General features: G+C 39.5%; 22 protein-coding genes. 13 read left to right on the top strand and 9 right to left on the bottom strand.

Features of this window, described 5'->3' with window-relative positions:
• Nucleotides 1–22: 22 nt before the first annotated feature.
• Nucleotides 23–1345 (bottom strand): DUF2157 domain-containing protein, encoded by a 1323-nt coding sequence (locus AS034_RS16170; RefSeq protein WP_058299327.1) that lies wholly within the window; start codon nucleotides 1343–1345, stop codon nucleotides 23–25.
• A 179-nt stretch (nucleotides 1346–1524) separates the two neighbouring features.
• Nucleotides 1525–2355 (bottom strand): nuclease-related domain-containing protein, encoded by an 831-nt coding sequence (locus AS034_RS16165; protein ID WP_058299326.1) that lies wholly within the window; start codon nucleotides 2353–2355, stop codon nucleotides 1525–1527.
• A gap of 381 nt (nucleotides 2356–2736) precedes the next feature.
• On the opposite strand from AS034_RS16165, the gene AS034_RS16160 reads away from it, so the two are divergent.
• From AS034_RS16160 to AS034_RS16100, 13 genes are all read left to right on the top strand, one after another.
• A complete protein-coding gene (locus AS034_RS16160) occupies nucleotides 2737–3303 on the top strand; it encodes a hypothetical protein (protein ID WP_058299325.1) in 567 nt (188 codons plus the stop codon).
• 12 nt (nucleotides 3304–3315) lie between these two features.
• Nucleotides 3316–5310, top strand: a complete 1995-nt coding sequence (locus AS034_RS16155; RefSeq protein WP_058299324.1) for a dynamin family protein — start codon at nucleotides 3316–3318, stop codon at nucleotides 5308–5310.
• Nucleotides 5311–5330: 20 nt separating this feature from the next.
• On the top strand, nucleotides 5331–7154 hold the full coding sequence (locus AS034_RS16150; protein ID WP_058299323.1) for a dynamin family protein: 1824 nt from the start codon (nucleotides 5331–5333) through the stop codon (nucleotides 7152–7154).
• A 145-nt stretch (nucleotides 7155–7299) separates the two neighbouring features.
• Nucleotides 7300–8196 (top strand): HNH endonuclease, encoded by an 897-nt coding sequence (locus AS034_RS16145; protein WP_058299322.1) that lies wholly within the window; start codon nucleotides 7300–7302, stop codon nucleotides 8194–8196.
• A 246-nt stretch (nucleotides 8197–8442) separates the two neighbouring features.
• Entirely contained in the window at nucleotides 8443–9480 is a 1038-nt protein-coding gene (locus tag AS034_RS16140) for a DnaD domain-containing protein (RefSeq protein ID WP_058299321.1), read from the top strand.
• Nucleotides 9481–9638: 158 nt separating this feature from the next.
• Nucleotides 9639–10208 (top strand): diguanylate cyclase domain-containing protein, encoded by a 570-nt coding sequence (locus AS034_RS16135; RefSeq protein WP_058299320.1) that lies wholly within the window; start codon nucleotides 9639–9641, stop codon nucleotides 10206–10208.
• A 693-nt stretch (nucleotides 10209–10901) separates the two neighbouring features.
• Complete coding sequence (locus AS034_RS16130) at nucleotides 10902–11717, top strand: nucleotidyltransferase domain-containing protein (protein ID WP_058299319.1); 816 nt, start codon at nucleotides 10902–10904, stop codon at nucleotides 11715–11717.
• 15 nt (nucleotides 11718–11732) lie between these two features.
• Nucleotides 11733–11987: a PqqD family protein gene (locus AS034_RS16125; protein WP_162266039.1), complete on the top strand. Its 255-nt coding sequence runs from the start codon at nucleotides 11733–11735 to the stop codon at nucleotides 11985–11987.
• A gap of 412 nt (nucleotides 11988–12399) precedes the next feature.
• The gene (locus tag AS034_RS16120) at nucleotides 12400–13068 is read left to right on the top strand and encodes a CPBP family intramembrane glutamic endopeptidase (RefSeq protein WP_058299317.1); all 669 of its coding nucleotides are present in this window, start codon (nucleotides 12400–12402) and stop codon (nucleotides 13066–13068) included.
• Nucleotides 13061–13867, top strand: coding sequence for an ABC transporter permease (locus AS034_RS16115; RefSeq protein ID WP_058299316.1), 807 nt, complete (start codon nucleotides 13061–13063; stop codon nucleotides 13865–13867). The genes AS034_RS16120 and AS034_RS16115 overlap by 8 nt, the downstream gene beginning before the upstream one ends.
• Before the next feature lie 11 nt (nucleotides 13868–13878).
• Nucleotides 13879–14889 carry an ABC transporter ATP-binding protein gene (locus tag AS034_RS16110; protein ID WP_058299315.1) on the top strand — a complete coding sequence of 337 codons (1011 nt, stop codon included), beginning with the start codon at nucleotides 13879–13881 and terminating at the stop codon, nucleotides 14887–14889.
• Nucleotides 14867–15676 carry an ABC transporter permease gene (locus tag AS034_RS16105; protein ID WP_058299314.1) on the top strand — a complete coding sequence of 270 codons (810 nt, stop codon included), beginning with the start codon at nucleotides 14867–14869 and terminating at the stop codon, nucleotides 15674–15676. Before AS034_RS16110 ends, AS034_RS16105 begins: the two co-directional genes overlap by 23 nt.
• 17 nt (nucleotides 15677–15693) lie before the next feature.
• The gene (locus AS034_RS16100; RefSeq protein WP_058299313.1) at nucleotides 15694–16323 is read left to right on the top strand and encodes a CYTH domain-containing protein; all 630 of its coding nucleotides are present in this window, start codon (nucleotides 15694–15696) and stop codon (nucleotides 16321–16323) included.
• 50 nt (nucleotides 16324–16373) lie between these two features.
• Here AS034_RS16100 and AS034_RS16095 read toward each other — a convergent pair whose 3' ends face one another.
• From AS034_RS16095 to AS034_RS16065, 7 genes are all read right to left on the bottom strand, one after another.
• Nucleotides 16374–17960, bottom strand: a complete 1587-nt coding sequence (locus AS034_RS16095; RefSeq protein ID WP_058299312.1) for an NHL repeat-containing protein — start codon at nucleotides 17958–17960, stop codon at nucleotides 16374–16376.
• Between the two features lie 15 nt (nucleotides 17961–17975).
• Entirely contained in the window at nucleotides 17976–18599 is a 624-nt protein-coding gene (locus AS034_RS16090; RefSeq protein WP_058299311.1) for an NUDIX hydrolase, read from the bottom strand.
• Nucleotides 18596–19276 (bottom strand): LbetaH domain-containing protein, encoded by a 681-nt coding sequence (locus AS034_RS16085; protein ID WP_074440043.1) that lies wholly within the window; start codon nucleotides 19274–19276, stop codon nucleotides 18596–18598. Before AS034_RS16085 ends, AS034_RS16090 begins: the two co-directional genes overlap by 4 nt.
• A gap of 11 nt (nucleotides 19277–19287) precedes the next feature.
• Nucleotides 19288–20139, bottom strand: coding sequence for a sugar phosphate isomerase/epimerase family protein (locus AS034_RS16080; RefSeq protein WP_272867411.1), 852 nt, complete (start codon nucleotides 20137–20139; stop codon nucleotides 19288–19290).
• A 68-nt stretch (nucleotides 20140–20207) separates the two neighbouring features.
• A complete protein-coding gene (locus AS034_RS16075) occupies nucleotides 20208–21455 on the bottom strand; it encodes a class-III pyridoxal-phosphate-dependent aminotransferase (protein WP_058299309.1) in 1248 nt (415 codons plus the stop codon).
• Entirely contained in the window at nucleotides 21452–22471 is a 1020-nt protein-coding gene (locus tag AS034_RS16070) for an ROK family protein (protein ID WP_058299308.1), read from the bottom strand. Before AS034_RS16070 ends, AS034_RS16075 begins: the two co-directional genes overlap by 4 nt.
• A complete protein-coding gene (locus AS034_RS16065; RefSeq protein WP_058299307.1) occupies nucleotides 22468–23646 on the bottom strand; it encodes a sedoheptulose 7-phosphate cyclase in 1179 nt (392 codons plus the stop codon). Before AS034_RS16065 ends, AS034_RS16070 begins: the two co-directional genes overlap by 4 nt.
• Nucleotides 23647–23661: the final 15 nt, after the last annotated feature.

The raw sequence follows: 23661 nt of genomic DNA, 5'->3' as shown, positions 1-23661 counted from the left end.
GGCAGAGAAAGATCGATGACCGTTAGCGAGAAAAAAGCAAGGAACCCAATGAGAAATCTCCATACTGAATGACGTGTCTTTTCTGAGCAGCTAGGAACACGGCGCTATTCAAGATCAGCATCACCGCGAGGAGGGGATGGGCGCCTAAGTCCAGCGTTTGTCCCAGGAAGATTCCCAGGTTCAATTGAAACAGAAGGTAGAATACAATTTTCCCAGCGGGCTGTTTTTCAAGATAAAACACAAAGGCGAGGACGAAGAACATGGCATATGAAAAGTCATCAAAGGTGCTTGCCAGCATCCCGATGACGATGCCTGTCATGGTGAGTGAATATTTTACAGGGGCCGGCCAGCTGGTCAGCGCGCTTGGGATGACGAGAAGTACCGTGGCGAATAGGAATAATCCGACCATTGAGACATCCACCATGAGTAAAGAAAGCAGACCGAAGACTGATGCCACGATGAAAACAGAGGCGATGGTTGTGACGCTGGCAACGAAGATCGTCTTTGTCCAATGACGGGAGGAGGGATGCTTCCGTAAATAGTTCACGAGGAAAACGCTTCCTGCCAATAATAGAATCGCGGCGAATAAGAGTCCGACAAAGAAGAGGCTGGACACATACCGTGCCATCAGCTCGAACATTTTACCAATGATAAAGCCCGTTCCGAACATCGATAGGATGATGAAGATGGACGTTTCTTTATGGATGTACCGATATACCCCGACCCACAGGATGAGGATATAAAAGAGGGAGAAGAAAACCGGGTACCCCTCACTGAATGCCGTTGTCATAAAGAGAAAGTTGGCAGAGACGAGACTCAGGTAAAGAAGCGGCTTTGAAGAGATCCAGCTTTTTTTTATAATCAAAAATAAGATTGTATTCATGATCCCGACTCCGAACGCAAACCATGTATGGGCGGGTGTCCAGTGTTCGAATGGGGACGAAGGGAACAGATAAAAGTAGATTGTCAGATGGATGAGGATATGGGTCAACGCATAAAAACCGCTGTACCTCGTGTACAAGCTGAACAAGAGTGCGGGAATCGACCAGACAAGAAACAATAAATAACTGTCCGCGTGGGAATTGTATAGCTGCCCGAGAAGAGCAACGGACAAGCCGAAAGAAATCACTCCGCTGACCATCAGCCAGTTTGAAAGGAAATGAGCCCCCTTCAACACCCGGTCCAAAAGAAATGCCGCCCCGTAAAACAACACAATCAACGACCCCGCCAAAGCCACCTTCTCCTGCCGGGAAAACACCTGCCAATTAGAAGCGAAAAAATAAAGTGCACTTGCCAGAAGAAACACAACCCCGAATAAATACGTCAGAGAAATTACTTTCTTCATAGGGTTCACCCCTTTTTCGGTTGATTACTTTACTATATGAGCGAGCGAGGGCATATAGGCATGTGGGACGGGGGGACAGGTACCGTGTCCCATTTCGATGGTTGTAGAGAATTTAGGCACAGGCCTGTGGTTTTAACGGCCTGCCTGTTCCCTCGAGTTAAACGGGGACGAGCCACGCACTACCTAGTCTTCTGATGCTCATAACAATATATTTTTCCTCCGAACCGCTTATTTGACAGACAATACGTCTGTACTTTTGACGAAACAGGTTTACTGCACGTCACACAGGCAGCGGAGGCGTCGGGATCTCCTTTCTTTACTTCAGGGGTGCTCAGTTTGAGTTTATGTTCTTCCCTAATGGTTGAATCAGTTATATTCGCATGATTAAAAGCATGATGAATAGTGGAAATGTCTTGCTCACTCAACAGGGGTTCTTTGTGCTGAAGCTTCAAGACGGAAATCTTCCTGTGAATGAACTCGGACAATTCAATATCATAGACGATTAACTCATTGGATGCGATTTTACGATACTCCAGACCGACTTTAAAGGTGCATCTCTTTGTGAAGGAAACCATTGAGATGAATAAGGGGTGGTATGTTTCATCAATTAGTATTTTCAGTGCGGCAATATGGCCATAATTTTGGACAAATGGATTCATCATTTTAAACTTTCCATTGACCAGCCACGTTTTCCGGTCTTTCCCGCCATAGATTGTGCCCTGATAATTTTTCGTTTCTATGATAAAAATGCCGTAGGGAGTCAAGACTACATGATCAATTTGGGAATATCCTGACTTCGCCTTCGTATTTTTTACAAGAAGGTCGCTCAAGTAACGGCAGTCCTTCGGCAGCTGATCAAGTTGGATGTCTATCTTGTATTCTCCAAGCTCCCCTTTTCTGACTGCGATTTCTTCTGAAGTCTTCTTTATAGACTTAGCGGTAGGTTTTCTTGTTTGTATAGGTTTGACGTTTTCTTTTTTCTTCTTTAAAAAGTTTAGGAATAATAGCATATTGCTCTCCTTTGCAAAGCAGGTGTTTATTTTTACTATCGGAATATGAGCATAAAGGTTTAGGTGGATCGGGACAGGGGGACAGGTACCTCGTCCCGCGAGTTAGAATCGCGCAATTTTTTTAGTGGGAAAGTAAACCTGTCCCCACGTCCCTTTTAAACAAACGTTTGATTAACCTCTCAAAAACACCGCCGCAAAGCCATATGCAAATCTAAACAAACGTTTAATTGACAGGTCCCCGTCCCATCTATCATTTTGATTGGACGTTTGTGTTGGGACAAGGGACCTGTCCCCTTGTCCCTATTTTTTAATTGGTAATTTAACCTAATTATTTTATTAATTGGTATAATAGTTACATACTTGCATAAGGGGAGACGTTTCATGTCTAAAACTGGCTTACAAAGAGAGTTTCATCAATTAATCACGGAAATCAGCAAGGAGGTCCTCGATCTTTCGGTGACGAAAATAATAGGTACATCGGCTGATTCGATGAAGAAGAATGTTCCTGCCATTTCCAATAATGTTGAGCAACTGAGAAAGGCGTTGGAGAATCTTCATGCTGTGAACGCAGAGTTGACGAAACATCAGGTTGAACTGAATAAACGCGAGCAGCGGGTAGATCATCAGTTGAAGAATATCGTTCAGAAGATTGATAAAGATATTCATCTTTCAAATGAAGTACAGGAGAGTGTGGATAGCTTTTGTTTAGAAATGGAAAGAAGGTTCGATCAGCAGGAAAATGCTGTCCAAAGCGTAAAAGAGCAAGCGGACCGGCATTCAGGCTCTCTTGGTAATCAAGTGAAAGAATTACATACGTTGACTGAGAGTGGTGTGTTGACAGGGGAAAAGTCAAACAAGCTATTAATCTGGTCATTCATATTTTCTCTTGGTTCCTTCGGCATCATGCTCACCCTTCTTTTATTTACATTAGGCGTTATTTCAGTTTGAGGGGGGCTTTAGATGAATGGGGTTAAACTTAAAGAGCGAACAAGTGCACCAAGCGGTTTTGATCATTATACGTCCATTCTAGGGCAGCTTGAACGTATACGGGAAGAAGGGCTTGATGAAGTAGTCAGAAAGGAATTGAATTATTACCGTGGCCTGCCGGAAGAATTTCGCAGAGACTTACGTGCCATACACGGAAATAAACCGAATAAAACGGGACGGTTATTATCATTCTTGGAAGATTACAATACACGGTACAAAAGCCTGATAAAAGGACTGGATGAATCCTTCATGCTCTTTGTTGTTGGGACAGGTAAGTATGGTAAGTCTACTCTGATCAATGCCTTACTCGAGACGGAAGCGGCAGAAGTTGGTGTACTTCCGAAAACATGGAAAATCGACATCTACCGGAAAGACCTCCCGATTGACAAAGTACTCATAAAATACAGGGATAATAAGGAACGAATGGTAAATGTCGAACAGGCGAAGACCATCATCGAAATCGAAGAAAAGAGGCGTGCTGACTCTGAAGGAATTGTAAATGAAAAGTTAAAACAGTATAAGAAGGAGATTTCCAGTTTTGAAGCTTTCAAAGAGATGAAGCTTAAGCTTGAACGCGAGGAAATCTATAACTCTGATATTGTGGAAATGCACTGGGGAATGAAAAAGGCACCTATATTAGAAAGCTTTTATGTGGTGGATACGCCTGGATTGACCCAGCGTATAATGGGGGAAGTCCGTACGAATGTCCAGGACTACTATCATAAGGCAGACGGTGTGCTGTGGATGCTTGATGCCACTTCAATCGTTGCAAGCAATGCGAAGAAACTCGTTCAGGATTTGGAAGAAAGCCTGGCGAAAGTAGGGGGCAAGCACCAGCAGAATATCATTGCCGTTCTCAACCGAATCGACCTTGTTTATGCAAATCAGGGTGAAGACGGGGTGAAGCGGGTGTTGGCGGACGCAGAATCCATCTATAACGGATTCTTCCGTGCAATCGTCCCGTTCTCCGCTACCCAGGCCTTTGATGCGGCTGTCTCAAAAAATGAGCAAATGCTGGAAGTGAGCGGTATGAACACACTCATGAATGAAATTCGGCATGCTTTTTATAAAAATGCGAAAAACATCCAATGCCGCAAGAAGAAAGAATCCTGCTCGGCATATAACAATCAGGTTTCCGCGGCAGTCATTCAATACACCGATCATTTAGGAAGGGACTTGTACAAGTTTCAGGAGGAAATGAAAAAGGCCGATGAACAGGTGGAAAAAGAATACCGAAAGCAATTGGACTATGCGAAAGCACAGCTGAACAGCTACCGGAAACGGGTAGAAGAGAATATCAGGTATCAGGCGGAAACATTTATCAATTTAAAAAATTCAGATGCTCAAAAAGAGTTCGTCGATCAGGAGATTTTTGAAACCGATCGACTGGTCAGCATGCTTAAAGGCTTGCAAAAGGAAGCGTCGTCCTCTTTTACCAAGCTTGCTGAGAACTATATGAACAAAATCTACTTTACTGAATATCCAAATCTGCAAAAGCAGAACGCAATTGCCTCGCACAAGGAAATTGCATTCCATATAAACATCGGCCGCGATAATACAGAGGAAGATCTTATTACATACGGTTCCGGTGTGGCAGCTGGACTGGTTGCCACCATCTTCCTGGGACCGCTCGGATTCCTTGTCGGGGGAATCGTCAGCTGGTTTGCCAAACAGGGCATACGGGATAAAGTGAGGAACAGCCTTACAGAAGAACTGAATAGCATGATCAAAGACCTTACGAGGAAAATAACCTCCAGCATTGGTGCGATGAAAGCAGAGGCAAGCGACAAAGTCAATTCTTCAGCGACAAATTCATTCATTGAAGTGTACAGTTTTGAACAGATCAAAGACTTGAAGAAAGATAGAAATGCAGTAGAGAATGTCCTTTCAAAAGGCAATAAGCTGTTAGATGGTATTTCAGGCTCGGCGCCTGATTATTACCCGTCAGTGAAAGAATACTTATTATAATAGAGGAAGGGGAAAGTCGGATGGAAATCATGGCGCGTCTGCAGTCTCTTCAGAAGGTCTTTAAGCAGTCACCGCTCGTCACATTATCAAAAGAATTTCCAAATCACTCAGAGCTGCTTCGTCAGCTCCATGCTCACCGCATGGAATATGACATCCTTGAAGAAAAATGTAATACCCCATTGAAAATCGTGTTAATGGGGGAAGTGAAAGCTGGAAAATCTACGCTGTTGAATGCGTTTGCCGGAGATGCTGTATCCCCTGTAAATGTGACAGAAGCGACAGCAAGCATCATCGAGATTAAGCATGCATCAGAACCGAGGGGCATCATTAAACGAAAGAGTGGAGATGATCAGGAGGGCACCCCGGAGGAAATATACGGGATATTAGGCGAGAACAGAGGGAATCAAGATTTCTTTGGAGATGTTTCTGTCGTGAAATTGGAATTCCCTCTCCCGGGATTGAAGAAAATCCATCTGGTGGATACGCCGGGACTTGCTACCATCACGTCCAATAACGAACAGACGACATTGGATTATATCCAGAATTCAGATGTTGTATTGTGGGTATTCAGTGCCCATCACCTTGGCCAATGGGATATTGAAGAGCAATTGGCGAATGTGAAGTCGTTCGGTAAACCGATCATTGCAGTCATTAACCGTCTGGATGAAATCAACGGTCATGCTGAAGAGGTTGAAGGGTTCGTGGAAGAGCACCTGGGATTCTTCGTGGAAGAAACGTTTGCCGTTTCTGCATTTCAGGCTTTTGAAGGAATCCGGGGCGGTGATGAATCCTTGCTTTCAAACTCAAGATACCCCAGACTGTTGAGCTATCTCGAAGAAAACATTGAAAAACAAACCGAACATGTGCAGGAACAAAGTATCATTAACTCAATGAACGCACTGGCTGAAAAAGAGAGGATCCAGCATCAGATGGTAGCGGACACCGCTGATTTCCTCCTTAAGTCTATGGAAAGAAGAAAGCAGGAGATCACCTATCATAATGAAGCCATCAAGAAAAAAGTGAAGCATGAGCTGCAAAGCTGGATCGCTATGGAATTCATGGATGAAGAAAAGCGTGAGGTCATGCAGCTCGTAGACGAACTCGGAATGATGTCGGGCAAAGGGACCTATGATTCCATTTCAGAACGTGTAAACCGGTATGTATCCAGTGAATATATAACCAACATATTGGAGAAGAAATTCTCTGACATCAACGAATTGTTTTATCAGGAGTGGAATGAGGCGATACGTGATATCGGGGATAAAATCATTATGGAAGAGGACGAGTTCAGGAAGAACCAGGAACGGAACTATCAAGACCGGGACATTTCCATGAATCTGTATCTTCCAGAAGGAGAAAATGAGTTGAAAGACGGAGCAGTAAAAGGGGCTGCCATCGGAGGCGCTTATGGGTTTGCGGCTGCCACTTATGCAGCTGTATTAGGTCCTTCTGCAGCAGGAATTACAATGGGTTCTGCACTAGCGGCTGTCATGCCTCCGGTATTGATCATAGGGGCAGTGACTGGCATAGCTGCAAAACTTGTCTTCGGTAATAAAAAGAAGAAAGAATATACGCTCGAAGTCAGAAAAGCATTGGATGAAGTAAAAGCAAATGTGTCGGACGTATTCCTTCCAAATATGCAAAATCAGCTTGATACAGAAAGCAACCGGATCGCTCATAACTTATTTGAAAAGCTTTGCTCTTTCATGTCTCAAGGCTGGACAGAAAAAGAGCTGATTCAACTGCAGCAAGACTTGCAAGGCTACACACATTCTCTTTACAAATGGGAACAGCAATCTGATACAGGTATTGTCAGGAAGACGGAGCAGGCGGCCGTAAACTAATAGTGGGAAGAACCTCTTAAAGAACATCTCTGTTCATTTAAGAGGTTTTTTATATCTGAAAAATATCAATATAGGAAAATATGTAACCTAACTATCCTTTTAATGGTAAAATATACCTAAATCATATAAGGAAAAGAGAGATGAAATGGTACTATTCAGACGATTAGGTAATATGGCAAATACAGTGGTCGGAGGAACAGCAAAGGGTGGTGTGAAGCTGATCAGTAAAGCGGTTTCTATGAAAAATGAGAAGGCGGGGAGCTATATAGATGAGCTTGGGACCAGTGTGATTGACGCTTCTAAAGCGGCAGTCGATTCCGTAGGGCAATTTGCGGACGGGGCAGTGAGGACCGGTTACGGAGCATGGAAGAAAAATGAAGACATGAAAAAGCAGGGGTGGGATGACATCAAGGATTCCTCGTGCCGTACAATAAGGGGAGTCGGAAACAGTGTGAAGTATACCTTCCATAACGGTAAGACCGTTGTGACGGGGATCAGGACCAAGGATAGGGAACAGCTCGTAAACGGTTTGAAAAACCTCGGGAAGGTAGCGGCAGTAACCACTTTTGCTGTCGGTGTAATTGACATCGTTGACGGGGCGGATCTGGCAGGAGCAGAGGGCATTGAAACTCGAAACGATCACCTAATGGGAATGGAGCATGCAGAAACGAGAGTACCGTTCGAAGCGAAAGCGATCGACCTTCCAACAGGGGAAGTAGTGGAAGGAACGTTCCCGGTATTTGAATCAGATTTCAGTGTGGTGCTTACGGAAGACGTTTACCTGAACAGCGATTCGTTCCACTTCTCGGTGGCAAACGAAACCCTCTATGAATCCATCCAACAGAATCCCGGGCTGGCAGTTGAATTGGGACTTACTCCGGAAGAAATTGAAGGATTGTCCCATAACATCACGCCGGAAGGATACGTGTGGCATCACAGCGAAGAGCCGGGCGTTCTCCAGCTGGTAGACGAAGAAACCCATCACAACACCGGACACACAGGTGGCCGGGAATTATGGGGCGGCGGCGCAGAACACCGTTAAGGTTGGGACGGGGGGGACAGGTCCCTCGTCCCACGAGTTAGAACAGAGTAATTATATTAGTGGGACAGTAAACCAGTCCCCTTGTCCCTTTTAAACAAACGTTTGATTAATCTCCCACCCCTCCGCGGCAGGAGCCATCTGAAAGATTAAACAAACGTTTAATTAAAATAATTTCATAACAGGGTGTCCTTTTTCCATCTTTCTTTATACCTAGTAAGTGACTAGATATAGAAGGGTGGATTTTTTATGAAATCAGGTTGCAAAGTAGTAGATCAGGTAGGGAATATGAAAATCGAGGGGAATCTGGTGCCTCATTTATGGTACAAGAACATCACATACGCGAGCGGGAAGGCACATTTTGTGGCGATTACGCTGCTAGCGGATATTTTGTATTGGTATCGTCCGACGCTTGTGAGGGATGAGAGCGGCGATGTGATTGGGACACGGACCAAGTTTAAAGGAGATATGCTGCAGAAGAGTTACCAGGCATTCTCCGATACATATGGGTTTACGAAGAGGCAGGTGAAGGAAGCGGTGGATTTTCTGGTGGAGAATCATCTGCTGATCAGGGAGTTCAGGACGATTACGACTTCGAGCATTGTGCTGAGCAATGTCATGTACGTACAGCCTGTTGCCGGGAATGTGAATAAGGTCATGACCGGAAAATGTCATGTCAGTGAATTGGTTTCCATTTGCACTGATGATACGTTGGAACGTACCGGCACGGACGCTTCAGAGGAGTGCATGTCCCGTCAGGAAGAAGGGGCACCTCCTGCGGGGGAGGGGACGTATACAGAGAGATCTTCAAAGAGTTCTTCAGAAAGAAATAATAAACAACAACAAAGCGCGAGTGAATGTGCGGTGAATTTTTTTAAGGAAAATGGATTCGGCAGGATGGGATCGCATCTTGAAGAGAAAGTACGGGGCTGGTGTGCGAAGCTGTCGGACAGCCTGGTGGTGGAAGCGATGAAGAAGGCTGTTGAACAGGGGAAGCAGTATTGGAGTTATGTGGAGGCGATCCTGATGTACTGGGAGCTGAATGATGTTAGGGACGTGAAGGGTGCCCGGGAGAAAGAGTTCAGGAAGATGTATCGAAAGGTTGTTAAAGAGAAGACGGTTGGCAAGCATAGGAAACCGGTCCGCACGGAGAAGCTTCCCGAATGGTTTACGGATGGGGAGAGTAATGCGACCCCTGTTTTAGATGACGATTTTGAAGCGGAGAAGGCGAAGCTGGTGGCGGAGTTGAAGGCATTTACTGAGGGGAAGACATATCTTTCGAGGTAAGGGGAGGGACAAGGGGACAGGTACCCATTATTAGGATTGGAGGGTATTGCATTTTTCTTTTAGAGAAGGTTAATAAATGTTGTATGATAGGTAACAATAGATTAATAGTCAATTCTTTATCAATTTGACATATATATAGGTATATATATAATGAAAATATGAATATAAATATTTTATCTCAAGATGAATTGCTGCATTTAATTAATTCAAAATTGGAAGAACAAAATGTTTTTAGTATGGCTTTGATAGATTTAGATAAGTGGAATGATAAGTCTTTTAATCTTGAGGAGCTGATTCTTGACTTTAGGAGGGTGCTTGAAAGTTCTAATTTTAAAGAATTTCATTATATCGGAAGAGATGAATTTATACTCTTTGTAGACGAAAGTATAGAAAAAACTTTCCAACAGCTTTTTGAATTCAAGCTTTACTGGGAAAGGGACAGAAAGTTTGAAGTCACCTATAGTGCAGGGCTAGTCAGTGTACCTTCACACGGAAACACACCAGAAGAAGTATTGAGAAGGGCAGAAGAAGGATTATATAAAGCAAAGCAACAAGGACGCAATATGATATGCCAGCCAGATAACGGTAGTTTAGTCTTAAAAAGCAATTACTATTATAAATATCAATTGGAACGTTTGAAAACAATCGCAAAAAAACAAAAAAAGAAAGAATCAGAAATACTCCGTCTAGCTTTAGATGAATACTTTAGAAGACATGACGATATTTGAATTTATATATAAAGAGGTAATTTCCAAACCTTTACATTATTTAATCTTAAAACAAACAAAATGAAGAGGCTGCTGACTATTCGTCAGCAGCCTCTTCATTTTGTTTATTTTCTCCAGGCTCTCAATACTTAAACTTTGTCGGTATTATTTGAATGCACTGAGTGATCAACTTATGAATAATAATTTTTTGCTACTAAAGCAAAGGGATATTGTAAAGCAAATAGCAACTGAAGGAATTATTAATGTTTGGAAAGGAGTATTGGTTTACAAATATAGAGACACACTCGACAGTAAAGTATTCATGTCATCCTTATGAATTCATTTTTCCTTTTGATCCATTTGCTTTTTAGAGTTGGTAAAGATGTGTCCGCGATCTATATTTTATTTCGCCCCTTCTTCAGAAACTTTATACATATTTTTTACGGATATATTGAAGAGTCTATACAAAATTAAATTAGCCTTACAAGAAATTCGGAAATGAAGAATTACAATATAACCCCAAATCCACTGTGCGCACAGGATTAGTTGGAACTGGATATCAAGACTGGTAGAGGATTAATAAAAGGATTAATAAACCGCTTTTTTAGAATAGGGGGATTTTTCTAAAAAGTCATTGCATTATCTTTTTCGTCTTGTTATCATATATATATAAATAAATATATATAATTATATATATATAAAAGGAGAGAGGGTATGAGCTTAGTTAAGGGTATCGAAGACAAATTAGAAATTTTGGAGTTGTTTCCAGAAGTAAAAAATAACAACAAAAATATCGATTATCTCTATATTGCAGGATCAATCATGGAAGGGTTCGGTAATGAATCATCTGATGTTGATGTTTTTGTCATCAGTGAAGAGCCTGAGAAGCTGCTAAACAATCACAAAAGACATGCACGGGAAGCCACTATGAAGGTAGGGGAAAGCCTGATTAAGAATATCGTGATCAATGATGTAAGGTATGATTTTGAATATTATTCCTCTTCTCATTTTCATACGATTATAAATGAATTAAATAGCTTAAACTTCAATACCGATGAACATATCTCAAGGTTACCAGCAGATGATGTTGATTTACTGCATAGGCTGAAATTTGCAAGTCCTTTGTTGCATGAAGAAACATTCAAGACAATGAAAGAAGAGATTAATTTTGAAAACCTAAATAAATATATCGTTGTTACAACGATTGAAAAATACGACGGCTATCTGGAAGACCTTGAAGGTGCTTTATCATCTAATGATTTAGGTACAGCCTATGTTGTAGTTAAGCTGTTGCTAAAAAATGCAGTGAATGCATACTTGGCAAGTGTCGGAGAAACAAATCCCGGGGAAAAGTGGATTTATCGGAAGTTGCTCCGGTATACAACTGAGAATCCTGAAGGAGATTTATTGAAACTATTTCTTCAATTAGACAGCTATCCTTTCTCTGAAGAAACAATCAAAGAATATGCTTTTAATGTAGTTAATTTCACTCAAGGTTTGATTATGAAAGCCCAAATCATTTTAAAGTAGGAGGAAGGAATGGTTATGAAATATCAAAAAAATATGTTCGTTAGATACAGGATTGTAGAATCACAGCCTTATTTGGTCCATAAGGGTGAAGCTTTTATATTGGATGAAGTTGGAGTAAAGGTTTGGGAGTTAATAGATGGAATTAATAGCGGGGAAGAAATAATCGATAAAATTGCTGAGAGCTACTCAGTAACTTCTAAAGAGATTAAAAGAGATATAGAAAAATACTTAAGGGAATTACAAAAGGGCGGTTTAATTGAAGCCAGCTGACCTGTAAAACGAACTCCTTGTTAATAATGTGGGTAAAGGGCGCCTTTTCGGGAGGTGATCTCTCATGTACAAAAAGCCGGTATTAGTTAAAGTTACGCTTCCAGTTGCTGTGGAGCTAGTTTAATCCCATTAATTTTTATTAAATTCAATAAATGTGAGGTGACCGAACATGTACAAAAAGCCAGTATTAGTTAAAGTTAAGCTTCCAGTTGCAATGGAACTTGCTTAATTATTATCCTTTTTTCTCAAAACTCTTTAGAAAGTAGGTGACTTACATGTACAAAAAACCAGTACTAGTTAAAGTTAAGCTTCCAGTTGCAATGGAGCTTGCATAATAAACAATTTTAAATACTTATACTTATGATAAAATCCGGCGCCCTTTATCCACATTATTAGCATTGGAGTGACGACAATGATGAAAGAAATATTCCTTTTTCTGTTAGTTTTCTTGTTCATGAAAACAAGTTTAAAGTTTATTAGAGCAATAAAAGGCAGTTTATTATCAGATGTAATAAGAAACGTGTTGTTTTTTATCCCATTTATCCTCCCCGCTTTATATTATGGTTTACCAAGCTTTGAACTAAAGGGAGGATTGGTATTTTACGCGATTAGTATACTTGCAGCCCTCATTGCCCTATGTATTAAATATCAGGAATTCAAACCTTATATGAACAAGTCTTTTTATAAACTTTTGCCTCAACTTTCATTTAAGCATTTTATCATCATGGAAATATCACTAATAGGTAGTGCTGTCTTTGAAGAGATTTTCTATCGAAGCTTTGTTCCAAGTTCTAATTTTCTAATTGGAATGTTACTATCAGGGTTTTTGTTCAGTTTGGCTCATTATATACAAGATTACACCCGGAATTTCTTTGATGCAAAGACATATCTTATATTATTCGGTTTAAGCCTGGTATGGTATACAAGTTATGTCTTTACCGGATCGATTCTGTCTGCCATCATAGGACACTTCATTTATAATCTGCCAAGCATGATAATCACTGCTGTACACTACAACATTTCAAGAAAAGAAAAAAAAGATCAGGCACCCGTCATTAAAGGAGAGTACCATTATGAATAAAGTTATACTCGCCACTATGAAAAGAAATCATATCGTATCGCAGCGCGCCTTTCCATGGTCATTTTTCATTGCCCGTGTCCTTATGGGAATATACGTTGCTGTCTTTGCTTATTTTACCTATTACTACATGTTCAACGGAGAAATGGATAGTCGTTTTATGGAATACAGCAATGGAGTTGACTACATGAGTTTTTCGGTCCTCGGTGCAGGTCTATATATCCTTTCAATTTCTATCCTTATGAATGTAGGAAGGTCATTGATGCTTGAAAATGTAGAAGGAACACTAGAGAACTTCCTGCTTTCCCCCAGCTCACGGATGGGTTATTTTTTTGGAGTTTTCATGGAGCAATTGGGCAGGTCCACCCTTGAGTTCCTGACTGTCATTTTGTTTAGTTTGCTGCTGGGGGCCAAATTTCTGATTGCTCAGCCATTTGAGGTCATACTGGTCATTATTCTTACTGTCTTATCCCTATTCTGTGTAGGTATATTTGTTGCTACTCTCATGCTGTATTTACGTGACACATATATCACACAAAATACACTTTTTATTGTGATGAGTCTGGTTTGCGGGGTTTCATTTCCTATCGAATACTTGCCGTCCCCTGTTCAGATTTTGTCTTCTATTTTCCCTTTATCCCCTGCATTGGCATTGTTTCGTCAAGTCATGACTGGAGAAAGTCTGGGAAGCCATTTATTCGAAATTTTCCACATTGTACTATTGGGAGTTTTATATTGTTCTATAGGACTTTTTTGGTTAAAGAAGGTAGAGAAAAAGTTGCTCGAAAATACCTTTAATTAGGAGGGAATAAAATGTTACTAGCAAAAGGAATAAGTAAAACATATACAGTCAAGGAAAAGGAGAAATTTTTTTCTTTTTCAAAAAAAAGAGAGATCGAGGCATTAAAACACTTGGATATTACAATAGAGCCTGGAAAAATCACCGGATTATTAGGGATTAACGGCGCAGGTAAAAGTACGACGATCAAAATATTATCTTCTATCCTCGAACCTACAACCGGTACAGTTGAAGTAGATGGAATCGATGCCATATTGCACCCTCAACGGGTAAAGAAAATGGTTAATGTCATTACCGGGGGAGAAAGAAATTTATACTGGAGACTTTCAGCAAGGGAAAACCTCGAATACTTCGGCGCTCTATATGGGCTATCCAAAAAAGAACTTAACCTTTACATAGACTATTCATTGGCATTGGTAGGGTTGAAGGATACAAAAACCCCTGTTGAAAGATATTCAAAAGGAATGAAACAGCGGTTACAAATCGCCAGGGGGTTAATTAATGATCCTAAGTATTTATTCTTGGATGAGCCAACCTTAGGGCTGGACGTCAGCATTGCCAAAGAATTGAGGCACTATATCAAAAAACTGTCAAAAGTTGAAAAAAAGGGGATATTGTTGACAACTCATTATCTCTCAGAAGTAGAAGAACTGTGTGATTGGGTTTATATCATCAATCAGGGTGAACTGTTGATGGAAGGATCCCCTTCAGACATAATATCAAAAGTCATCCCTGAGACAAACTTAAAGGTTATCGTGGAATCTTCAACCCTGAAATTGAAGCAGGAGCTAAAAGAGTATACCAACATGAAGCATGCGCGGCTGCACACAGTTGAAGAAAATGGTATCACTACTATTACTATTTCAGCAAAAGAAGATATTACTTCTGATGTCGTAACCATTATTTCAAATCATGGTGTGAGTATCCTAAGCTTTAAAACCGAAGACTCCAACCTGGAAGATGCACTGCTGGCTTTAACCAACAGAGAAGGAGACAAGGAATATGAATTGGTTAAAAGTAGTTAAGGGTGAGATTTACAAGCAGCATCGCAACTCATTTCATTCGAAAATCACCTATTTTTCGCTGTTAATATGGCCCATTTTACATTTTTCCAACGCCTACTTCAGCTATAAACCCTTTAGTCTCGACAATCTGAAATTCATTCAGTTGGATAGCTATGATCAGTTAATCTCCTTTCTGTTGATAGGTTTTTTAACGTACCTTTCTTTCAAATCACTTATGCAAAGTGCGTGGCAAATGAGCTATGAAAGATCGAATGGAACGTTGGAAACCATCTTTTTATCACCAGCTAACCGCTTGTCCATTCTTTACGGCCGGACTTTGGGGGCGCTTTTTGAAAACATTTGGATGTTCTTTGTATTCACTATCTTTATGCTTTTTATCATCGGTGCCATTCCTATTGCCCATATCATTTACTTACCAGTTTGTTTTTTGCTTATTATTGTAACTGCTACGTTTTGGGGAGGGTTATTGAACGCCATATTCCTGTTCTCAAGAGACGCTTCCATTTTGTTTATGATTCTCGATGACCCTATGATGCTTTTTTCAGGAGTCAGAATTCCGGTTGCACTCTTTCCGGTTTGGGCCCAGGTAATCGGATTTATCTTTCCTTTGACACATGTACTCTTTGTCATTAGAGACTTACTATTGCTTGGCACACTGTCACCGGCTTCCATTAATAGTCTATGGTACTTAGTCATTGAACTAGCCCTTATGCTTTTGATAACGCTGCTAGTCGTAAAGAGAGCAGAGCGCCATGCGAGGGTTAACGGTAATTTAACTTTTTACTAATAAGGGGATTGAGTCAAATGATAGAACAAGAAAGAGAAATAAAACTATTACTATCAGAGGATTCTTATGTTAAAGTGCTAAATCGGTTTGATAAAGCGAAACAAATAAATCAGATTAATTATTACTTTGACACACCTGGATACAGATTAAGCAAAACAGGCTCGACATTGAGGGTTAGAGAGTATAATGGCAAATACACCCTTACTTTAAAGATCAGAAATTCAATTGATCAAAATCAAAAAGTATTATCTGATGAACTATCCGTTTCACTTACACCTTCAGAAGCTTCAGATTTACTCAACAAAAAGAAAGACCTTGCCACATACTTTGGAGGCTCGAATAATGAGGAAATCAAAGAATTTTTGGCCAGTACTCAAGTATCAGAAACTCTTAATAGAGCCATCTATATTGGCAAACTATCAAATCAACGTATTCAGGTTACAACTGATAATAATCGATTGATTGATTTAGATAAAACAACCTTCCCAGACAACCATGTTGAATATGAATTAGAAATTGAAAACCTGTCGGAAAAGGACGAGATAGAATGTGTGGCTATTATTAATGAATTGAATATTGAGTACAAAGTATCTACTGAAAGTAAATATAGCCGATTCATAAAGGCATTAGAAACTATTCCTTTTTAACCCAGTTCCACAACAAAGACCGAGTAAAGTACTCGGTCTCTTTTTAATTATTAACTTTTTATTTCCAATTTCATAATACGACAATTTTCCGTGTCAGTTAAAAGAATGGATTGATTGTGCAAAAGGTTTATCCAACGTGAATTATCAAGGTTGTTTAACCTTATGTTTCGAGGAAACTTAATATCTACTAATGAACCTCTCCATTTGGTCTCCACTTTCTTAACATACACAATTCTATGATTAGCAGTATCCATTACTAGCAGCCCATCATTATAATAAACTGAAAACCTGGGTCTGTTAAAGGAATCTGCTTCTCCCTCAGGAGTAAAAAAATGATCAACGACCTCTTCTTTACCATTATCGTAATATATTTTTATATGATGATTATTTGAGTCGGATACAACAATTCCTTCTGGAAAATAAGAAGCTGAGTGAGGATCATTCAGTCCTGTCCATTTTCTTATCAAGTTTCCTTCATAATCAATTTCTACTACCTCATGCGATTCAGATAATGTGATTAGTAGTTTATTATGTTCGTTTTGTGGCATATCAAGATGGTGAGGATCACTCATAGGATGTTCGTTACTTCCTTCTGTATATGCATGAATGACCTTTTTAAGCTTTTTTGAAGTATAATCGACAAATAATATTCTGTTGTTCAGACCATCACAGATAATAATTTCGGAGTTGAACTTGTTATAGTACGCACAGCGGGGCCAATACAATCCCAGCTGGTCTTTTATATTATTGATTTCATAAACAACCTTCATATTAATAGGGTCTACTTCAATTATACTATTTTTATGGGTATTGGTTATCAACCAGTTCCCATTTGGCATTTCTTGAACTGACCGGGGATAATTAAGTTTCAATTCATTGATCAGGGATTGTCCATATTGATTTATAATTTCTTTTTTCTGATTGACAACCAAAATTCTTTTATTCTTTGAATCGGCAATATATGTTTCACCTTCTTTGGTACGTCTTGCACACGTAGGCTTCCACAATAACCCTTCACTCGCTCCAAGTCTTTCTTCCATTCCATACTGCCAGATGATTTCACCTGATAAGTCGGATTCCAAGACCCTGGAGTTCAATCCATCACACATTAAAATTGTTTTCGTGTCTTTTAAAAACAGAGAAAATATAGGAACTTTCAATTGCTTTCCTTTTCCAGGTATCATATCTTCTCCGAATTGCCAAAGTATATCTCCATCCTTGTTTATGAGTACAACAATTTGTCTTTTCCTAATTGTCAGTAATGCTAATGAATTGTTGATTAACTGGATAACCTCAGGTTCATAAACAGGGTCAAAATGAAAAAGATAAGATTTATTATCGTATTTAATTTCAATTCGTTCTTTCCAATGAGTGTGAAGAATTCTGCGGTAATCAACTGCTTTATTATTTTCGTCTAAGATTATGGCTTTCTGCTCAGGTCTGCCAATGAACATTTTCGGTACTTCAATTAAGTATTTTTCCTTTATAGTATAGGCTTTATTTTTATCTGCAATATATGTGAAGTGTTCTTTCTCATCTAGTTCAAAATAAGTCGGCTCAATAAATTCTATATGTTGTTTTTTTTCCGGAACAGCTAAATAAGTTGGTCCGTATTCCGTAACAAAACTTAATTCCACGTCCCCATCTCCTTATTAGTCAAAATCAGTCTGCCTCATAGGATTTGTAGCGTGATTAAACAATATCTTTAGTTGAGATTCGGTAACCCTTTCCTCTGATAATACTGGCAAGTTTTCCAAATTAAAGAATCCGATTTTGTCCGTTTCTATTTGATCTCCCTCATGTGCCTTTTGAATACTGCGGCATTGAATGAAAATTTTGTACACGTGATATGGTGATGGAGGGTGGGGATGATGTTTCTTATCAAACACAGCAAGCACTTTGAATGGCTCCACGATATAACCTGACTCCTCTTCCACTTCTTTAGCGGCCATTTCTTTAACAGAAACACCAATATCCGCCCAGCCTCCCGGAAGTGACCATTTAGAGTCCTCCAGTTCTCTTACAAGCAGAATTTCATTATCACTATTAAACACTACTCCCCTTACATCAACTTTAGGGGTTTGGTAACCCGTTTCATTTGCAAATAACTCCCTCAGCACTGAGTGATCTTTGACCCCTGATGCAGTTGACATCATCTCTACTGCCAAAGTACGTAACTCTTCATATCTTTGTAGATCATACTTATCTTTTCCGTATGTTAATCCGTTCTGAGCCAAGGCTTGTATTTGTTTAGCCCAATTGAGTATTTCATTCATCGGATAACCACTTTCCCTTCTATGTCAGGAGATTTTATTAGGTGACCTGCTTCAATGATTCCTCTTAAAGATAAATTAGAGTAAGTAACTACTCCTCTCCCAAGGATAGTACCGGGATTGAGTACGGTGTTACAGCCTATCTTGCTGCCGTCTCCCACCACTGCTCCAAAATGTGTGAGTCCTGTTGAAATCGTGCCTCCCTCGGCAGTGATATTGATTTCACTGCCGTACGGGAGATTCTTATAATTAGAACATATAGATCCAGCTCCAAAGTTAACCTCTTTCCCTATAATTGAATCGCCTATATAGTTAAAATGGGGAACGTTTGAACCGTTTACAATCAGAGAATGCTTAATCTCACTGCAATGTCCTATCTTGCAATTATCTCCAATAATTACATTTTCTCTAATATAGGCCCCGTGCCTGATTTGAACATCATCCCCAATAATCGCCGGTCCTTTAATGAACGCTCCTTCTTCTATGGTGACATTCTTTCCCACTATGATTTTTGGGCCTAGAAAATTCATCGTCCCAATTAGTTCTTTTTCCTGTTGCAGGTATCTTTCAATATAGGAAGGAAGTTCTCTTAATAGTTCCCACGGGTAGAGGTTTTCCTCAAATATTTTTTTGTGAGAAAAATAATGATAACCGATAAAATTAGATAGAAGTAACTCCAAACAAACACCTCTTATTTAAATAGTAATGGTTTTAAATGGTCAATCGTTTTTTCTAGAGCTTCTTCCGAATCCATTGTTGGATCCTCAATTTCTATTGAAATGACATCATTATAGCCATTTAACTTTAATGTGGTTAACACCTTTTTCCAATTCACATCTCCCCATCCGGGTATTCTAAACCTGAACCCTCTGTCTGGTCTTGAAAGATCTCCATGAGCCATCCACCCCGAAGATGAGACGTGATGTGTTAACTCTGAATCTTTCCCATGAACATGGAAGATTTTTGAACCAATCTCCTCTACAAATATACACGGGTTTACCCCTGTTAAAATAAAGTTTGATGGATCGAAACATATTCCAAAGGAATCTATGTTTAAAATTTCTAATATCTCTTGGGTTGTCTCCAAGTTATATGCCAGTTGTTGAGGTCCAACTTCATGAGCAAATTTCACCCCAAGCTTTTCGTAGTACTCGAGTATGGGCATCCATCTTTCATACGCCAAGTTTTGCTGCTGCTTCCAACCCTCAGAGTGGGGCCATGGATACCAAGATGAAAATTCTCCTGCCCCCATAAATCCAGTGATTTTCGGTATTCCGTATTCATTAGCGACTTCTGCGGCTTTCATGAGTCTTTGTTTTCCGTATTCAACTTGTTCATCAGGAGTACCCTTGAAGAAACGCTGAGTGGCATCTCCATGCGGCCCCATAATTAGTTGCGAATCGCGATGCATAGTCAGTGCTTCTATTTTTAGTTGATGTTTTTCTAACAGTTTCTGATAGTTTGATAAATAATTCAGGGACAATGCTTGTTCCAGGTCAAAGTGCTTACTTCCTTTATTTGATACTACTTCAATTGATTGAATCCCAAGCCCGTTAATTTTGGGAAACGCCTCTTCGGGCTCTAAATGCTGATAGACTCGTGTGAATAATCCTAGTTTAATAGTAAACCCTCCTCCTTAAACGAACTGCTCAAGATTGCAAATGCCTTTTCGATTTCTTCTTCACTAACAATTACTGGCGGTTTAAGAATGATTTTGTTATTATACTTCCTGAGAAAAAGCCCTTTTCTTAATGCTGTCTCAAATATACTGTTTGCCATTACACTATTTCTTTCTTCGTCTTCGGTCGCGAATTCCAACCCATGAATCAACCCTACCCCCCGATGAATCAATGGGAAATTCGCTTTGGACTGGAGATCTCTAATTTCAGATTCAATCTTTTTCTCCTTTTCAAGGAGGTGAAAATCTACGGTTTCTAAAGTTTCAATAGTTGTTGCTGCAGCCCTGCATGTTAGAACATGACCTCCATGCGTAAAGTCGGCTTCATTATAATCAAGTGCTTCTTTATACTTTTCTTTAACTAGAACACCTGCTAAAGGGTGCCCTGAAGATAAGCCTTTTCCAAGTGTAATGATATCTGGTGAAATATCATAATAGTTTGCAGCAAATATTCCAGGAACCCATCCAAAACTTTGGTTTTCATCGAGAATGAACATTACATTATATCGGTGACATAGCGCTTCAATTCCTTTTAAATACGCGGATGTTTCCTCGTTTACCAGAACACCTGCGTTTACCATCATTGGATCTACTAGCACAGCTCCAATACCGCCGTGCTTCGTAATAACTTCTTCAAACTCCTTTAACGAATGTTTATAATCTCCCTTTTCCTGACATGAAGGAGGTGAAATAAAAGTGACATCTTCAGTACTTCCTAATAAGGTCCTTTCATCTCTGGCATATCCTCGAACATGCAAAGTCTGAGTGGTTTGGCCGGTATGAGCTTTATGGAATGAAATAACACCAGGCTTACCAGTGAATTTTTTTGCTGTTTTAAGAGCTGTCTCATTAGCATCTGAACCATCGCACATTTTAATATTTATACGAGTAAATCCCTTGGGGGCAACCCTGACAATTCTTTTTGCTGCCTCTAAATATGCGGAACTTCCAAATCTGCTTGATGCATAAGTCAAGGTTTTTATTTGTTCAGTAAGAGCCTCTACGATGGCCGGATAACATTGACCGAGCAATAAATTAAGCGTTTGACTTGAAAAGTCCATATATTTCTTATTGTTTTCATCCCAAAAGTAAATTCCATCCCCTTTTACTACGGGGGAAGTAGCTTCATTTGGCCATGTATTTCGAGTTAAGTAATCAAATTTTTCTTTAATAGTAATCATCCAGTTTGAACCTCCATATGTCTGTTATCCTTCTTCATATGTTTGAATACATATATCCCCATCCCGATTAACCCATTTAAGTCATCTTCTACTCCCATGTGAATCATATCTTTAATGTTTTTATTTTCTAAGCCAAAATAAATGGATTGACTTAGCTGGTGACAAAGCTCTTTTTTGTATTCCTCTCTAATAGCCAAAGCGAATCCACCAATGATGATGAAATCTTCCAAGCCCATTAGGTTATGCATAAACAAAATGGCGTTAGCTATTGGAGTAATACCTTTTCTTAAAACTGCTTCGGAAAATGGATCTTTATGTCTGATTCCTTCTACTAATTCAAAGGTAGTAATCTTATTTAGGTTTCTAAGGGGGGAATCACTTAATAAATGGGAATATTTCACACGCATTTGATTTGCAAGCTGTTCCATGCCGCGCCCGGAAGCAATCGCGCCTATGTGTGAATAAGATCCGCAATCACATATTAAGTTAGGGAATTCTGAATCTTTATAGACGTAATGACCTAATTCTCCTCCAGCACCATTATCATTAAGGAGGGTTTCTTCATTCCAAAAGACTTTATTCCCAACTCCGGAGCTAATGGTAATCAATCCAAAGCTTTTGAGGGATGATTTCATGTACCTATAGCCGGCTGCGGTCAAATCATTGATTACCGTAACACTTATTCCATCTAGTAAGCTTTCTAGCTTGTCTTTCATAGGAAACTTTACACCTGCTTCTCCCCATAATGTAGGAGCTTTTAACACACACCCATCTTTCGTTATAGGTCCAGGAAAGGCAATCCCTACCTCTTCTATGGAAATGGAAGTAGCTTTATCAATCTCCAAAACCTTACGTTTAACATACTCAAGCAATTGTTCTTGAAGATCATAGATGGATTCATTACTATTGAAATTAGGTGAAGAATCTTTTTCCACATTTAAAATTCTTCCTGTCTCAGTAAACAAACCCGACCTTGTATACGTACCTCCAATATCGAAAACTACGACCCCTCTCAAGTTAATATCCCCTCAGTGTATGAGTATTGGTAAGCTGCCAAGTTTTCGATTGCTTGATGTAATAATTCCGGACTTAAGTTGGTTAACTCTCTTAGGAAGTCTGATTGTCCTATACCTGTGGGGATAACTAAATTCAATTTATTACCCCTGTGCAAAACTATATTATTTAATGAGTTCCACATTTTTTCAGCGATAAAGGTTTCCTTATGATAGATGTTAATGCCTATCTTCATTAATGTGGTCAAAATCTTATCCCTATCTTTTTTGGATATTCTATTTAATAAATAGGAAATTTCAGTTGAAATCGCCATGTCATAACCTACTGCTATTCCATGTTTAATCTGATAATTTGAAAACTCTTCAATAAATGGACTGAAAGTATGACCAAAATCAACCAGTCTCTCCAAGAATAATTCAAATAAATTAGACTCAAGTTGTTCAAGCATTCGCTGTACGGCTTTTTGATTTATTGAATTGGCAGCTTCGAGATTTCCTTGAAAATTTGAGTCAACCAGGGAAAAGCCATAAGTGTTAACTAGTTCAAATAGTTGGGCATCAACAATAATACCCATTTTAATAATTTCAGCTAATCCACAAATCAATTCATCTTTTTCAAGGGTATATAATAGACTGGTATCATTGATTACACTGTACGGCGGGTGAAATGCTCCAATGAAATTTTTTGATCCTTTGAAGTTTACACCTGTTTTCACACCGACTCCGGCATCTATTTGGCCTACTAACGTTGTAGGGATACGAATATAATCAATTTTCCGCTTATACATGGAAGCGGCGAAACCTACCATATCCATTAAGATCCCACCACCAATCGCCACTAGAAGGGAGCGTCGATCCAACCCGAAATTCTTACCCGCTTCACATATCTTCATCACATTATCAAAGTCTTTGTTTTCTTCTGTCGTCTCAATAACGATTATTTTGTAAGAATCTTCAGAAAAATGATAAGAAAGATATTCAGTAATTTGATGACCATAAAGCCTATATACTGTTGGTGATGTTACAATCAATAGCTTTTTAGATTTACAATTCTGTTGAATGGTAAGATTATTTACATTAAAGACATCAGAGGTTTCTGTAATGTGATATTCGACCTTTAAATTGGTAGTTAGTCCTGCAAACTGCTCAAATGCTAAAAAGTTAGAAGATACACTCATTCTCTTGTTCCTCCT

Origin of the sequence: [Bacillus] enclensis (assembly GCF_001456935.1) — a bacterium.
GTDB lineage: Bacteria > Bacillota > Bacilli > Bacillales > Bacillaceae_B > Rossellomorea > Rossellomorea enclensis.
The sequence above is the reverse complement of the archived record's forward strand: the minus strand, read 5'-3'. Positions and strand labels throughout refer to the sequence as shown.